At 57.1% G+C, this 14,758-nt stretch carries 13 protein-coding genes and 1 pseudogene; 10 read left to right on the top strand and 4 right to left on the bottom strand.

The features are described 5' to 3' along the window. Positions 1-27 precede the first annotated feature (27 nt). Together E8K88_RS05535 and argJ are read right to left on the bottom strand one after the other, a co-directional pair. Positions 28-897: pseudogene (locus E8K88_RS05535) on the bottom strand (ATP-binding protein); the annotation flags it as partial. A 59-nt stretch (positions 898-956) separates the two neighbouring features. Beyond that, positions 957-2,219 (bottom strand): bifunctional glutamate N-acetyltransferase/amino-acid acetyltransferase ArgJ, encoded by a 1,263-nt coding sequence (argJ, locus tag E8K88_RS05530; RefSeq protein WP_136405656.1) that lies wholly within the window; start codon positions 2,217-2,219, stop codon positions 957-959. Positions 2,220-2,570: 351 nt separating this feature from the next. On the opposite strand from argJ, the gene E8K88_RS05525 reads away from it, so the two are divergent. The 6 genes from E8K88_RS05525 to E8K88_RS05500 all read left to right on the top strand — a co-directional run bounded on the left by E8K88_RS05525 (position 2,571) and on the right by E8K88_RS05500 (position 6,848). Beyond that, positions 2,571-3,230: an FHA domain-containing protein gene (locus E8K88_RS05525; protein WP_136405655.1), complete on the top strand. Its 660-nt coding sequence runs from the start codon at positions 2,571-2,573 to the stop codon at positions 3,228-3,230. A 261-nt stretch (positions 3,231-3,491) separates the two neighbouring features. Next, complete coding sequence (locus E8K88_RS18160) at positions 3,492-3,674, top strand: type IV pilin protein (RefSeq protein WP_136405654.1); 183 nt, start codon at positions 3,492-3,494, stop codon at positions 3,672-3,674. Positions 3,675-3,706: 32 nt separating this feature from the next. Next, a complete protein-coding gene (locus E8K88_RS05515) occupies positions 3,707-4,156 on the top strand; it encodes a hypothetical protein (RefSeq protein WP_136405653.1) in 450 nt (149 codons plus the stop codon). 166 nt (positions 4,157-4,322) lie between these two features. Then, a complete protein-coding gene (locus E8K88_RS05510) occupies positions 4,323-5,069 on the top strand; it encodes a hypothetical protein (RefSeq protein WP_205880029.1) in 747 nt (248 codons plus the stop codon). A 21-nt stretch (positions 5,070-5,090) separates the two neighbouring features. Beyond that, positions 5,091-5,921 carry a hypothetical protein gene (locus E8K88_RS05505; RefSeq protein WP_136405652.1) on the top strand — a complete coding sequence of 277 codons (831 nt, stop codon included), beginning with the start codon at positions 5,091-5,093 and terminating at the stop codon, positions 5,919-5,921. A 21-nt stretch (positions 5,922-5,942) separates the two neighbouring features. Continuing rightward, positions 5,943-6,848, top strand: coding sequence for an ABC transporter ATP-binding protein (locus E8K88_RS05500; RefSeq protein WP_136405651.1), 906 nt, complete (start codon positions 5,943-5,945; stop codon positions 6,846-6,848). Between the two features lie 92 nt (positions 6,849-6,940). Here the strand turns inward: E8K88_RS05500 and E8K88_RS05495 are convergent, their stop codons facing one another. Continuing rightward, positions 6,941-7,540 carry a hypothetical protein gene (locus tag E8K88_RS05495; RefSeq protein ID WP_136405650.1) on the bottom strand — a complete coding sequence of 200 codons (600 nt, stop codon included), beginning with the start codon at positions 7,538-7,540 and terminating at the stop codon, positions 6,941-6,943. 342 nt (positions 7,541-7,882) lie between these two features. Here E8K88_RS05495 and E8K88_RS05490 point away from each other — a divergent pair, with 342 nt between their 5' ends. From E8K88_RS05490 to E8K88_RS05475, 4 genes are read left to right on the top strand one after another with little or no spacing between them, the layout of a single operon-like run. Next, positions 7,883-9,643 carry a phosphoethanolamine transferase gene (locus E8K88_RS05490; RefSeq protein WP_168797252.1) on the top strand — a complete coding sequence of 587 codons (1,761 nt, stop codon included), beginning with the start codon at positions 7,883-7,885 and terminating at the stop codon, positions 9,641-9,643. Further along, positions 9,640-10,344 carry a phosphatase PAP2 family protein gene (locus E8K88_RS05485; RefSeq protein WP_136405648.1) on the top strand — a complete coding sequence of 235 codons (705 nt, stop codon included), beginning with the start codon at positions 9,640-9,642 and terminating at the stop codon, positions 10,342-10,344. The genes E8K88_RS05490 and E8K88_RS05485 overlap by 4 nt, the downstream gene beginning before the upstream one ends. 20 nt (positions 10,345-10,364) lie before the next feature. Next, a complete protein-coding gene (locus tag E8K88_RS05480) occupies positions 10,365-11,057 on the top strand; it encodes a response regulator (RefSeq protein WP_136405647.1) in 693 nt (230 codons plus the stop codon). After that, positions 11,047-12,459, top strand: coding sequence for an ATP-binding protein (locus E8K88_RS05475; protein WP_136405646.1), 1,413 nt, complete (start codon positions 11,047-11,049; stop codon positions 12,457-12,459). The genes E8K88_RS05480 and E8K88_RS05475 overlap by 11 nt, the downstream gene beginning before the upstream one ends. A 250-nt stretch (positions 12,460-12,709) precedes the next feature. Here the strand turns inward: E8K88_RS05475 and tkt are convergent, their stop codons facing one another. After that, a complete protein-coding gene (gene tkt / locus E8K88_RS05470; RefSeq protein WP_136405645.1) occupies positions 12,710-14,746 on the bottom strand; it encodes a transketolase in 2,037 nt (678 codons plus the stop codon). Between the last annotated feature and the right edge of the window lie 12 nt (positions 14,747-14,758).

The following is a 14,758-nucleotide window of genomic DNA, read 5'->3' as shown; positions in this document are numbered from 1 at the left end:
GGGCTTGGCTTTGGCAAGCTTGGTCGCGCCTAGCTTGCCGACGTAGTCGCGCGCAAACTGGTGGGCCACCCGCCCGCTGCGCGAGCCCCGCTCCAGCGCCCAGACCAGAGCCTCTTTGCGGGCTTCGGCCAGGTGTTTGGCCGGGCAGCCCAAAGTACGCAGCCATTGCTCAGCAATCGCCAGGTACTCTTCCTGGCTGAACGGGTAAAAACTGATCCACAGGCCAAAGCGCTCAGACAAGGAGATTTTCTCTTCAACCACTTCGCCCGGATGCACCTCGCCATCGGGTGTGTGCTTGTAGGTCAGGTTTTCTGACATGTACTCGGGCAGCAAATGGCGGCGGTTGCTGGTGGCATAAATCAACACATTGGGCGTGGCAGCAGCAACCGAGCCATCGAGAATCGATTTCAGCGCCTTGTAGCCCTTCTCGCCTTCGTCAAAGCTCAAGTCATCGCTGTAAATGATGAAGTGCCAAGGCGCATTGCCGATCACCGAGACGATGTCGGGCAAATCCACCAAATCGTCTTTATCAACCTCGATCAAGCGCAAGCCTTGCGGCGCAAAATGCTGCAAGCAGGCACGAATCAGCGACGACTTGCCAGTGCCACGTGCGCCGGTCAACAGCACATTATTGGCTGGTTGGCCCGCGACAAACTGCGCTGTGTTGTAGAACAGCTTGTCTTTTTGACCGCCGACCTCAATCAAATCGTCAAAACCAATCTTGGCAATGTGCTGCACCGGCTCCAGCACACCGCTGCCAGTTGATTGTTTGCGGTAGCGCCAAGCAATCGCACTGCTCCAGTCGTGCGGTGCGACCAGGGGCTTGGGCAGGATCGCATCCAGCCGGTCCATCAGGCGTTCGGCTTTGCGCAGAAACTCAATCAAAACATCATTCATAACAAGCTAAGCGGGAAATAAAGCGGTGCAGGATCTGCATAGCTATCCTGCACACTTGATCAGGAACGGTAATCGGCGTTGATGGTCACGTAGTCGTGGCTGAAGTCGCAAGTCCACACCGTGTCCTGTGCATCGCCGCGGCCCAAATCGACCCAAATGGTGATGTCGCTGTGCGCCATCACGCGCTGACCGTCTTCTTCACGGTACTCGGCGCGGCGCCCGCCGTTTTGCACCACGTGCACATCGCCCAAATGCAGGGCGATCTTGTTTTGGTCCAGATCGGTAATACCGGCATACCCCACCGCCGCCAAAATACGGCCCAGGTTCGGGTCGCTGGCGAAGAACGCCGTTTTCACCAGTGGCGAATGGGCGATCGAATACGCAACCTGCGCACACTCGGCCTTGTCTTTGCCACCGGTAATGCGCACGGTGATGAACTTGGTCGCCCCCTCACCGTCGCGCACAATCGCATGGGCCAGTTGCTGGGCCACGCTGCGCAATGCCACATACAAGGCCTGTCCATCGGCGCTGTCCAGTGCTGTCACCGGCGTATTGTGCGCTTGGTGGGTCGCAACCAGCAGGAAGGAATCATTGGTAGAGGTATCACCATCGACAGTGACACGGTTGAACGACTCGTCGGCCAATTGCTTGACCAGACTGTTCAGCAACTCAGGGGCAATCGCGGCATCAGTGGCAATAAAGCCCAGCATCGTCGCCATATTCGGGCGAATCATGCCTGCGCCTTTGCTGATGCCAGTGATGTGCACGGTCTTGCCACCCACCACCGCTTTGGCGCTGGCGGCTTTGGCAATCGTGTCGGTGGTCATGATGCCGTGCGCGGCGTCCAACCACGCATCGGGCGTGGCCGCTGCGGGCTGAGTGGCTTTTTCCAACAAGCCGGGCAAAGCCGCCTCAATCCGGGCCACAGGCAGTGGCTCCATGATCACACCGGTAGAGAACGGCAAGACCTGCTCGGTACTCACGCCCAACAACTTGGCCGTCGCCGCTGCAGTTGCCTGGGCAGCCGCCAGACCTGGAGCACCAGTACCCGCATTCGCATTGCCGGTATTGATGATGAACGCGCGGATACCGCCGCTGCGAGCCAATGCCTCAGGCGCCAGAAACTGCTGGCACAACTGCACCGGCGCTGCGCAGTAACGGTTTTGCGTGAACACGCCCGCTACGCTGCTGCCTTCCTGCAAAACAAAAGCGGTCAAATCCTTGCGGTTGGCCTTGCGCACACCAGCCTCTACAGTGGCAATGCGTACGCCGGCTACCGCCAACAGGTCAGAAGCTTGGGGAGCAATCAGGTTTACTGGCACAAGTCACCTCGCAAAAACTAAAACAAAAAAATGAAGACGGGCCATTATCTGGCAAACCGTGGCAGCCATGCCCGTCTGTCGCCTCAAGACGACCAAACAACGACAACAACCGCACACCCACCAACCCATGTCAGCGAAAAATTCTAGAATAGGTTCGAGCTAGCACACTGAGCGCCTGCTCATGGCCCATTCCTTGCTGTAGTAATCGGTGTGAGTAGGCCGCCGCCCACCACTGCCAATGATTAGGCCCTTATCAACTAGATCACTAGGCTATGGCACGATCAAGGCAATCCCAAACACTTTCTTAGCAACCGTCGCCCGCTGCGCACAACGGGCCCAACAGAACTGACCATGGCGTACAAACTCCTCATCACCAAAAACGAACAAGTGCTGCGCGAGTTGCCTTTGACTGCTGCCACCACCTTGATTGGCAGGCGCCAGCACAACGACCTGATTCTGGACGAGCCCACAGTCAGCGGCAAACATGCCGCCCTGTACTTAAGCGACGGCCAAGTCACCATTGAAGATTTGGAGAGCACCAACGGCACCTATATCAATGGCGTCCTGATCTCCGCCAAAAAACGCCATGAACTGGGCTCTGGTGACCGTGTCAGCGTGGGCTCCTACCGCATCAGCTTGCACATGCACGAGGCCGAGACCTGGAGCGCCGAAAGCCATGCATCCACAATTGCCGTAGACCGCTTTAGCAATCCCATGAGCCAACCGCCCGAGCAAAGCGCCGTTGGCAGCATTGAAATTCTCAACGGCATCAACAAAGGCCGCCGCCTGACGCTGACCAAGGTGGTGACCACCATCGGCCCACCTGGCCAGGGTGTGATTTCCTTAACACACCGCCTGGATGCCTACTACATCAAGCACTTGGAAGGTGAACAGCCCGTCACGATCAATGGCCAGGCCTTGCAAAGTGGCAGTACCAAGCTGAATTCAGGGGATCAGATTTATTTGGCGGGTATTGAGATGGTGTTCAAGCTCAGCCCTGTGGCGGGCTAATCGACGCCCTGGTATGGGCGCGCAAGAAATGGCAGCGTGCGACAAGACTGACATTTTTTGTCATACGCGATAACGCATTTTTTTGTCAACCAGCCAAAAAATGGCTTTTAAAAAAGCCAAAATAGACACTTTTTGTAGCATTTTGACACTTTTCAGCCTGGTATAAGTCTTGCATACAGTAAAGGCATTGAACGACAGGTTCAATCTTTGAAGATCACCTGAGTCTCACACTCAACATCCATTCACTATTGGAGTTAAGACATGAAAGCTTCCCTGCAAAAAGGTTTCACACTGATCGAATTGATGATCGTTGTGGCAATTATCGGTATTTTGGCTGCTGTTGCTCTGCCACAGTTCAATGATTACCGTGCCAAGGCCAATGATGCCGCCGCTCAGTCAGATGCCAAAAACATCCTGACAGTAATGAACGCAGCCGCCAAATGAACCAACTGATTGACATGACTAGGGGTAATTCCATGAAAAAAGTTTCCGCTGTATTTTTAGCTCTTGCCTGCACATTTGGTTTTTCTTCTGTACATGCAGCGCCCGCAGCCATTACAGGCGCAAAAATTGAAACTACGGCTTGCGACGTGCTCGACGAAAGCGTAGCGCCTAGCAAGTCTAAAGATGTGCATGCAGCATTTGATTGCAGTGCTGATGCCAATATGATTCGCGTTGCCGCCTGCCATGTTGCCGGTCGTAAAAAAGCTGAAAAAATTACTTGCACATCAATCGGCACCGGCGCTGATGGCGAACCAATCTTCTTGGGAACATGTAACGCTACGACTGCGGAAATTGACAGTGGTACTAACGGAAAAGCATTTGCAGGCACGAGCAGTGGTGGTGGTATTGCCGCTGTGGGACTTGCTGCAGCCTGTGATGCAACCTCAATTAACACACCAGCCACAATTCCAACCGGCGGTTAAAGTTACACTGGTTTAATTTTCAAACCTGTTTAGCCCCTGCTCACAGTTTTCTCTGTCAGCAGGGGTTACTTTTTTATTTCATCACGAATATCGGTGAAAGCCATTGTCTATTCTGCCTGATCTTAAAATTGGTTTGCGTCTGGCCATTCGGCATCAATTTCTTGTGATGGCGGGGTGGTTATTGGTCTGTATGCTGGGTGCTGCCTGGCTTTCTGCAGAGTTCAGTGGGCGCCAACCTGCCACTGTGGCTTTGGATGTGGGACTGTCCATCATCAGGCTGGGTTTGCCGCTGATTGGTTTGTTGCTACTACAGGACTTGCTGGCTAAAGAGTTTGATAGGCGGTTTTTCCTGCTGTCTTTGACGTACCCACGCACCCGCACCATGTTTTTGCTGGGACGTGCCTTGGCTGTGGCCTTGCTGCTGCTGCTGTTGCTTTGTCTAGCTGCTTTGCTGCTGGCAGCGTTTGTCGGATGGCAAGCACATGCTTATGAACAGGCCACCCCTGTCGCATTGGGTGGGCCCTACTGGTTGACACTGGCATTCACGCTGGTGGATTTGTTTGTAGTCATGGCCGTCGGCACATTATTGGCCGTGGTTGTGGCAACGCCGAGTTTTGTCTTGGTGGGCACATTGGGCTTCATGTTGCTGGCGCGCTCATTTTCTTCCATCATGGCTTTGCTGCAGCAGGAGTCATGGCTGGTGGCAGATGCCCAGTCTTACCATGCATCGTTAGGGGTATTGGGGTATTTAATTCCTGATCTTGCAGTACTGGATATTCGCCAAATCGCACTGTATGGCCATTGGGAGCTGCTTGCGGCTGAGTGGCCTCGGCAGGTCTTGACAGCGCTAGTTTATGGTTCGGCTGTGCTGGCACTGGCAGTGTGGCTGCTAATGCGGCGTCGTTTTGCCTGAACCAGCAGAATGGATTCCGGTATGTCCAAACGCTCGAATATCTTGCCGTTGCTAACCGCCTTGGTGCTAGTGGCAGCCTTTATCGCTTTGGTTTGGTGGTCTCCACCAGGCAAACCAAGACTGGAGGTGCTTGGCGAAGACAGGGTGGTTTTGCCTGCGCCAGTACAGGTTTTCCTGGCCGCTGGTGACCGTTATCTGGCTGCCAACATCGAAAACTTCCGGGCCATGTCTTCCGGAACCGAGGCCAATCTACCAGCAGAGCGTGAGTTCAGATTACGCTCGTTCGATACTGCCTCTCAGCTTAATCCGTGTCATGAAGACAACTACTATGTGGCCAATGCTATTCTGACTTGGGGTGGTGCACCCGAGCATGGCATAGACATTCTGCGCAGAGCGACACATTGCCGCTCATGGGACTATTCGCCGCCATTTTTTCTCGGTCTTGCACAAAACTCTTTTTTGCATGATCCAGCCAAGGCGCGCGCATCCTTGGAGTTGGCTGCTACAAGGGCGAGCAGCGAGGATCAGGCATCCTCATTGCACCGGATTGGCGTGATGATGGAAGCGGGAAGTTACCAAAGCACGGCCGCTTCGCTGGCATTTTTGCGCCATGAGATGGAGTCCACCCATGATCAACGCTTGAAGGCGATGCTGGAAAAGCGGGTGCAACGCATGGAAGGATTGCAGTTGCTGGAGCAGGCCCAGGCCGAGTTTGAGCAGAAAACTGGGCGCCCTTTACAGGCCCCAGATGAATTATTGTCTTCAGGCGTTTTGCAAGCATTTCCATCCGACCCAATGCGTTTGGGCTATGAATTTGAAGATGGCCACTTCCGATTGCGCTCTACGGATTAAGACTGCCAGATTGGGGAAAATATGAAAAAACAATATGCACTGGCATTTGACAATGTCAGCAAGCAATTCAAGTCCCGCCACAAAACCGTAGAGGCGATGCGCAATGTGAGCCTGACCGTGGAAGACGGTGAGGTGTTTGGTTTTGTCGGCCCCAACGGCGCAGGCAAGTCCACCACCATCAAGGTGATGCTGGACATCATCAATGACTATGACGGTCAAGTGCGTATTTACGGGGTGGATGCCCACCATGCACATGCCCGCAAGGGCGTGGCCTATGTGCCAGAGTCGCCTGCTTTGTACGAGCAGTTCACGCCGCTGGAGATCTTGCGCATGGCGCTGGATATGTATGGCATTCGACGCACCGATGCCAATGCCTGGTGCATGCAATGGCTGGAGCGTTTTTCTGTCGCGGGCAATGCCAAGCGCCGTATCCGTGAACTCTCCAAAGGCAATGTGCAGCGCGTGGCCCTTGCCCACGCACTGGTGGTGCAGCCCCGGCTCTTGATTCTGGATGAGCCTTTGTCAGGCTTGGACCCGGTAGGCCGCAAAGACGTGGTCGATATTCTGGCCGAATACAAACGCGCTGGCGGAGCGATTTTCTTTACCTCCCATGTGCTGCACGATGTGGAACGCATTGCCGACCGGTTTGGCTTTATCCACCAGGGCCAGTTGCTGACCGTGCGATCTCCCCAAGAGCTGGCCAAGGAACGTGCTGGGCGCTATCTGGTGCGTTACCAGGGCAATGCCACCGACCAGCGGGCTGTTGGCACCATTCGCAACGGGGAGTTCGAAATCGAGTTGCCCGAGGCAGAGCTGCCCGCCTTCATCAGCCAGTTGCATGCCAATGGCAGCCATTTGCTGTCAGTCAAACCCGCAGTTTCTTTGGAGAGTGTGTTTTTTCAGATTCTGCAAAGCACGCCGGTCTAAGCCTTTTGTTGGGTTGGGTTGGGCTGGCTACCGCCTACTTGCTGCACATAAGCCCGGGCCTGCGCTTTACGGCCTGGCCGCGGGCAAGCCCATTACGCTTGGCCTTGGCGCACTGGCGCCTCTTGCTGCACATGAATCTGAATCGGCATCCGACTCAGCTTCCGATACCGCATTCTGTCCCCCTGTATCGGCCACCAGTCGTAGAGAAACATCTCCATCGGCCGCCACAGCGCAACCCAGCCGCCGATGTCCAGGCTTTCACGCAGCGTAGATGCGATCGTGCCCTCGCCCAGCAATTTGGAGCCGATCAGGGCGCAGGCCAGCACTGTCAGACCAATCATCAAGCTGATCAGGCCTCGGCGCAGGTGCAGCCGCAAACGGTGGCGCGCCTGCATGGACAGTTGTGCAAAATTCGTGCGCAGCGCGTCACACACGCTGTGTGTATCTTGCAGCTGTTCGTCCATCTGGTCGGCATAAATGACCAAGGCCAGTGGCGCATTCAGCGGATAGTCTCTGGCGCCCTCCACAATGCGCTCCAGGATGCGTGGCTGCAAGTCTTTGCTGAGCCAGGGAGAAGGATCCATCGGATCAAACAGCATCTCAAGGCGGTGCAAATGCAATTGGATGACGTTGCAGTCCGGGGGAATCGGCTGGCTGTGGGGGTGTTGTGGGCTCACGGGGTCTTCACTCAAGAAAGCTGTTTTGGTGGGCCGCCAGCATAGCGTTTTTTGTGACATGCAACATGCAGCTGGTTGGGTGGCGCAGCTGTGCTGCCCACGCCAGCGGACATGGCCACCAGCAGCGTTGCCAAGGGATCGTGAAAGCCGGTCATGTGATGAGTCAGTTGTCGCAACGCTGTATTTTTCAACTGCAGCTGGCGTGGGCAGCACAGCTGCGCCACCCTAGGGCACAACGCCTGTGCATGCGCAGCACTGCCGCTTAAACCGGCGTTAAGCCAGCGTTCAGTCAGCCCTGTCTATCGTGTGAAGCCTTGTCACCACCTTTGCATGGCCTTTGATGGCGCGCTGAACACCATGGCTTCTACCCTCACATCTCCCGCTTTTTCGCCCAGCGGCTTTGCGCTGAAACAGCGCCTGCATGCGCTGTTGTCCCAGCCTTCGGCAGTGACCATGATGCTGGCCGTGTCCATCTGGTTCAGCTTGCTGTGCAATAGCAGTTTCTGGAGCGCTTTGTGGCCACAAATTGCTGGCGATGCAGCCGATAAGCTGGCTGTTGTATTGCTGGCCGGTGCCGCTGTGACTGGTTTGCAATGGGCCCTGCTGTCTTTGTTTGCCTGGCGCGGATTGCTCAAGCCCGTGGCCACGGCAGTGGTTGTGATTGCGGCTGTCGCGGCCAGCATGATGCAGCAGTATGGCGTGGTGATTGACACCGGCATGCTGGTCAATGTGTGGCAAACCGATGCGATGGAAGTCAAAGGCCTGATCAGCTTCAAGCTGGTGTTGCAGGTATTGGCTCTGAGCGTGCTGCCGATGGTGTGGATTTGGCGTGCGCAAGTGCGCTATCTGCGCTGGTCCAAACAAGCGCTGCACAATGTGCTGACGGTGGCTATGGCCACGGTGTTGGCCGTGCTGTGCCTGCTGCCGCTCTACAAGGAAGCAGCGGCCATCATGCGCAATGACAAGAGCTTGCGCTACCGCATCACACCCAGCAATGCCGTGTATGGCGCCATAGCCAGCCTGCGTCCTGCCAAAGCCGCAGGCCCGTTGGTCCCACAAGGTTTGGATGCCCATGTGGCCTTGGCTACGCCAGCGGCCACCACCAAACCACGGCTGCTGGTGCTGGTCGTCGGTGAAACGGCCCGCGCCGACCACTTCAGCACCAATGGCTATGCACGCAACACCACGCCTGAGTTGCTAGCTGCCGATGTCATCAATTTCCCGCACGTGACATCCTGCGGCACCAGCACCGCCGTGTCGCTGCCATGCATGTTTTCTGTACTTGGTAAAGATGGGCATACCGCCAGCAAGCAGCACAATGAAAACGTGCTCGATGTGGTGCAGCGCGCAGGCTACCGCGTGCTGTGGCTGGACAACCAAGCCGGCTGCAAAGGCGTGTGCGACCGCGTGGTGAGCGAGACGACCAGCGCCGCCTTGACGCCTGCACTGTGCGCAGACCAAGAATGCTTGGATGAGGCCATGCTCAGTGGCCTGGATGCCCGCGTCGCCCGCCTGCTGAGCAGCGGTGCCAGCCAGCCTGGCAAATCCCCTGGCGTAGTGGTGGTGATGCACCAAATGGGCAGCCACGGCCCGGAATACTACCGCCGCAGTCCAGCGGCGATGAAAGGGTTTACGCCTGAATGCCGCACCGCCAATTTTGGCGACTGCACGCAAGAGGCAATCATCAATGCCTACGACAACTCGATCCGCTACACCAGCCATTTCCTGGGCCTGACGATGCAATGGCTGCAAGCGCAGTCTGCGCAATACGACACCGCCATGTTGTATCTGTCTGACCACGGCGAATCGCTGGGCGAAGCCGGCCTGTATTTGCATGGCATGCCTTATGCGCTGGCCCCCAGCGCCCAAACCCATGTGCCCATGGTCGCCTGGCTCTCACCCGCGTGGCTGGCACGCCAGCCGCTCAACACCCACTGTTTGCGCGAACAGGCCCAGTTGCCGCGCAGCCACGACAACCTCAGCCCCACACTGCTCGGACTTTTATCCATTCAAACCAAGGTGTATAAACAGGACCTGGATGTGTTCAGCAGTTGCGTCAGCCAAGCGCAGGCCCAAACACACACTCAACCACCTGCCACCAGCAAGGACCTTGCATGACACATCGCCTACGCCTACCGCTCGTGCTATTGCTGGGCTTAGGGGCTATCTTGGCCTGGGATGCCAGCGGCTGGGATCTGCGCCTGGCGCAAGCGATGGGCGGCCCCGAGGGCTTTGCACTCAAGGACAGTTTCTGGCTCAGCGTAGTACTGCATGACTGGGCCAAGAAGGCCTGCGTGGCGCTGGCCTTGGCTTTTGTGCTGGGCATTGTCTGGCCATGGGGACCGCTGCGCGCCATGAACCGCGCAGAGCGTGTTTGGCTGGTGTTGACGATGTTGGCGTGCACGCTGACGATTAGTACCATCAAACAGTTCAGCCAAACCAGTTGCCCGTGGGACTTGAGCCTGTTTGGCGGGGTCGCCAATTATGTCTCGCACTGGCAATGGGGCATTGCCGATGGGGGCTCTGGGCGTTGCTTTCCCGCCGGTCATGCCTCTTCCGCCCTGGCATTTTTGCCGTTGGTGTGGGTCATGCATGCACGCAGCCCAAACCCACGTAGCGCGGCCTGGGTGGGTGCATGCATCGTAGTGGCTGGCCTTGTACTCGGGCTGGTGCAACAATGGCGCGGCGCCCACTTCATGAGTCACACTGTGTGGACTCTGTGGCTTTGCTCCTTGGTCAGCGCATTGAGCTGGCATTGCATAGGCCAGCGTTTGCGGCCTCATCGCCAGCCGTCTGGCCAAGCCGTTAATGCCAATTAAGCCTCTTACGAAAGCATGCGATGCGGATTTTGTTGGTAGAAGACGATGCAATGATTGGCCGGGCCGTGCGTCTAGCGCTGGGCGATGAGGGCCATGCGACTGACTGGGTGCGCGATACGCCCAGCGCCAGCATTGCCCTCACTGAGCCGATTTACGACCTGGTGTTATTGGACTTGGGCCTGCCTTCGGGCGATGGACTGGATATTTTGCGCAGCATGCGCCGCCGTGGCGAGCAAACACCCGTGCTGATTGTGACAGCGCGCGACAGCGTCACCCAGCGCATAACCGGGCTCGATGCCGGGGCCGATGACTACATTCTCAAACCCTTTGATTTGGACGAGCTACTCGCCCGCATTCGCGCCGTACAGCGCCGCCAAGCCCAGCAGCCCAACCCCAGCTGGAGTTGTGGCGACCTGGTGCTGACCCCCAGCAGCAAAACTGCCAGCCTGGCTGGGCAGCCGCTGAATTTGTCGGCCAAGGAATATGCGTTATTGGAAGTGCTGATGCAGCACCAGCACCAGAGCATGACCAAGCAGCAACTGCAAGATGCGCTCTACGACTGGGACAGCGATGTGGACAGCAATGTGGTCGAGGTATTTCTCTACCGGCTGCGGCGCAAAATCGGCAATGAGCGCATCAGCAACCAGCGCGGTTTGGGCTATCGGCTAGAGCCTGTGCAGCAACCCCCTGTAGGCGAGCATCTTGGACACTGAACCACCACCACAAGCGGGCCCCCTTTCGGTCTACCGACAGCTGCTGCGCTGGATCGGCGGCGCCGCCAGCATTGGCGGTATCTGCCTGCTGGTCGCTGCGTATTTTTTTCAGCTCGAAGAAATCAATGAAATCTCCAACGAGAACCTCAAGCAGATCGCGCTGGCAGCCACGTTGAGCATGCCGGTGACAGGCTGCGCCACTGTGCATATTCCGCACAACCTGCCGCGTTTTATTGAAGAAGACGATGGCAATAACTTCGTCACGCAAATTTTCGATACCCAGCACAATTTGCGGGCCAGCTCAACCCCCGACGTGCTGCTGCCGCCTGGCGAGGACAGCGGCTTGCGCCATATTCAACTGGGCAAGCAGCGCTGGTGGGTCTATACCGTCATCACCCCCGATGGCATTGCCGTAGCGGGCCAAAACAGCCACCTGCGCCAGCTGACTGTGCAAGCGTTGGCACTCAAACTGATTGTGGTGCTGGCCATCATGCTGGCGCTGCTAGGCGGCTTATTGCACTGGGCGCTGCGCCGCGGTTTGAAACCCTTGCAGCATGTGGCCGATGCGATTGGCACGCGCAGTGCCGACTCACTCGCGCCCTTGACAGTGGCCAACTACCCGCAAGAAATTCGCACCATCATTGAAGCCCTGAACCAACTCATGGACCGCTTGCAACAAGCGCTGCACGCGCAGCAGCGCTTTATTGCCGATGCCGCGCACGAATTGAGAACACCGGTGACCGCACTGCGCCTGCAGCTGCAATTGCTGCAGCGCGCGCAAGGCGCAGAGCGGCGCCACCAGGCCGAGCAAGAACTGGCCCAGGGCATTGCACGCATTGAACGTTTGGTACTGCAATTGCTGGACTTGTCGCGCATTGAGCCGCACAGCGTGCCACAGCTCAACGTCGACTTGCAGACCTTGTGCGAAGACGTGCTGGAGCGCTACCGCGCAGTTGCACAACACAAATCAATTGCCTTGGACTTGCAGGTGATTGCAGCCAGCGGAGTTTCCGATGCCTTGCGACCGGTGCTGCAGGGCGATGCCACAGCCCTTGGCATGGTGGTCTCCAATCTGACGGACAACGCCCTTCGCTATACGCCTGCGCATGGCCAGGTGGGCTTGCAAATCTGCTTGCACGCAGACCATGTTGAGCTGACAGTGCAAGACAGTGGTCCTGGTATTGCAAAGGCCGAATACACGCGGGTGTTTGACCGTTTTTACCGTATCAACCAAGTGCACGGCGCAGCCGATGCTGGGGCCGAGGTGGGCAGTGGCATTGGGCTGGCCATTGTGAAGCAGACTGTGGAGCGCCACGGTGGCCAGATTCGACTGGGCCAAAGTGATTGGGGGGGCTTGCTGGTGACGGTACATTTGCCGCTGCCAAAGGCTGCAGTTTCGTAGGGTGGCGCAGCTTGGCTGCCCACGCCAGCGGACATGGCGACAAGCTGCGTTGCCAAGGAATCATAAATACCGGGCATGTAATTAGGACGTTGTCGCAACCCTGTATGTCTCGACGACAGCTGGCGTGGGCAGCCAAACTGCGCCACCCTACCCCCTTTGAAATCGGCGCAAAAAAAGCCTCCAAATGGAGGCTTTTGAGGATGCATATTGCCTTAGCTTTCCATCCAACGGCAAGCCAAGAACCCAAGCATCAAGCGCGTTTTTGCAGCGCCAATTGCACCGTATTGGCGATATTCTCTGGCGTGAAGCCAAAGAATTTGAACAAGTCGCCAGCCGGAGCAGATTCGCCAAAACGGTCGATACCAACCACGGCGGCGCAGCCGTATTTCCACCAGAAGTCGGTCACGCCGGCTTCAACGGCAATGCGTGGCAGGTTTTCTGGCAGCACCTTGGTTTTGTACTTGGTGTCTTGGCGATCAAAGGCATTGGTGCTTGGCACGGACACCACGCGCACGGCCACGCCGCGCTCGGCCAGCAATTGCTGGGCTTGCATGGCCAAGGCGACTTCGGTACCAGTGGCCAAAATCACCGCTTGGGCGGCTTGCTTCAAGCCAATATCGGCTGGCTCAGACAGCACATAAGCACCGCGCTTGATGTCGGCCACGTCTTTTTTGGCCGCATAAGGCACGGCTTGGCGCGACAGCAGCAAGGCCGTTGGACGGTCTTTTTGCAACAGCGCTTCGGCCCAAGCCACTGCGGTCTCGGCCGTGTCGGCAGGACGCCACACATCCAGGTTCGGGATCAGGCGCAGGCTGGCTGCGTGCTCGATCGATTGGTGGGTTGGGCCGTCTTCACCCAAACCGATGGAGTCGTGTGTGAACACATGCACAACGCGGCGCTTCATCAAGGCGGCCATGCGAATGGCGTTGCGGCTGTAGTCGCTGAATGTCAGGAAGGTGCCACCGTAAGGGATGTAGCCACCGTGCAAAGCCACGCCGTTCATCACCGCAGCCATACCAAACTCGCGCACGCCGTAGTTGATGTGGCGGCCAATTTGACCGGCCTCGGTTTTCACCACATTGCCAGCGGCATCAAAGCGCAGAGCCGGTGTGCTGGAAGTGTTTGTGAGGTTGGAGCCTGTCAAATCGGCTGAGCCGCCCAGCAGTTCTGGCAGCGCTTTGGTGAAGGCTTCCAGCGCAATTTGGCTGGCCTTGCGGGTCGCGACTTTTTCTTGCTTGGTGTGGGCATCGATGATGCTGTCCACCACAACCTGGTGGAAGTTAGCTGGCAGTTCACCAGCCATGCGGCGCGTGAATTCTGCAGCCAGCTCAGGATGGGCTTTGGCGTAGGCATTGAAGCGGGTTTGCCAGCTGCGTTCGGTTTTGGCACCAACGGTTTTGGCATCCCAGTCTTTGTAGACGTCTTGTGGGATTTCAAACGGGGCATGGCTCCATTGCAGGCCTTCGCGCACCAGTGCAATTTCGTCGGCGCCCAGCGGCTCGCCGTGGGCTTTGGAAGTATCTTGGCGGTTCGGGCTGCCTTTGCCGATATGGGTTTTGCAGATCACCAGAGTTGGCTTGTCGCTGCTTTTCTTAGCAGCAGCGATCGCGGCATCAATCGCATCCACGTCGTGGCCATCGACTGGGCCAATCACATTCCATTGGTAGGCTTTGAAACGCTCAGCCGTGTTGTCGACAAACCATGGGGTGATCTGGCCGTCAATCGAGATGCCGTTGTCGTCGTACAAAGCGATCAGCTTGTTGAGCTTCCATGCGCCAGCCAAAGCGGCTGCTTCATGGCTGATGCCTTCCATCAAGCAACCATCACCCAGAAACACGTAGGTGTGGTGGTCAACAATCTTGTGCTTGGGGCGGTTGAATTCAGCAGCCAGCAGTTTTTCAGCCAGCGCAAAGCCCACTGCATTGGTGATGCCCTGGCCCAATGGGCCTGTGGTGGTCTCTACGCCAGGCGTCAGGTCCACTTCAGGGTGGCCCGCAGTTTTGCTGTGCAGTGTGCGGAATTTCTTCAGGTCGTCCATCGACAAGTCATAACCGCTGAGGTGCAAGACTGCGTAGTTCAGCATGGAGGCGTGGCCGTTGGAGAGGATAAAACGGTCACGGTCGGCCCACTGTGGGTTGACCGGGTTGTGGCGCAGATGGCGGCTCCACAAAGCCACGGCCATTTCGGCCATGCCCATAGGGGCACCAGGATGGCCTGAATTGGCTTGTTGAACGGCATCCATGGCCAATGCACGGATTGCATTGGCCATTGCGGTGGTGTTAGCCATGGGGGATCACTC

The organism is Lampropedia aestuarii (genome assembly GCF_004803635.1).
GTDB lineage: Bacteria > Pseudomonadota > Gammaproteobacteria > Burkholderiales > Burkholderiaceae_C > Lampropedia > Lampropedia aestuarii.
The sequence above is the reverse complement of the archived record's forward strand: the minus strand, read 5'-3'. Positions and strand labels throughout refer to the sequence as shown.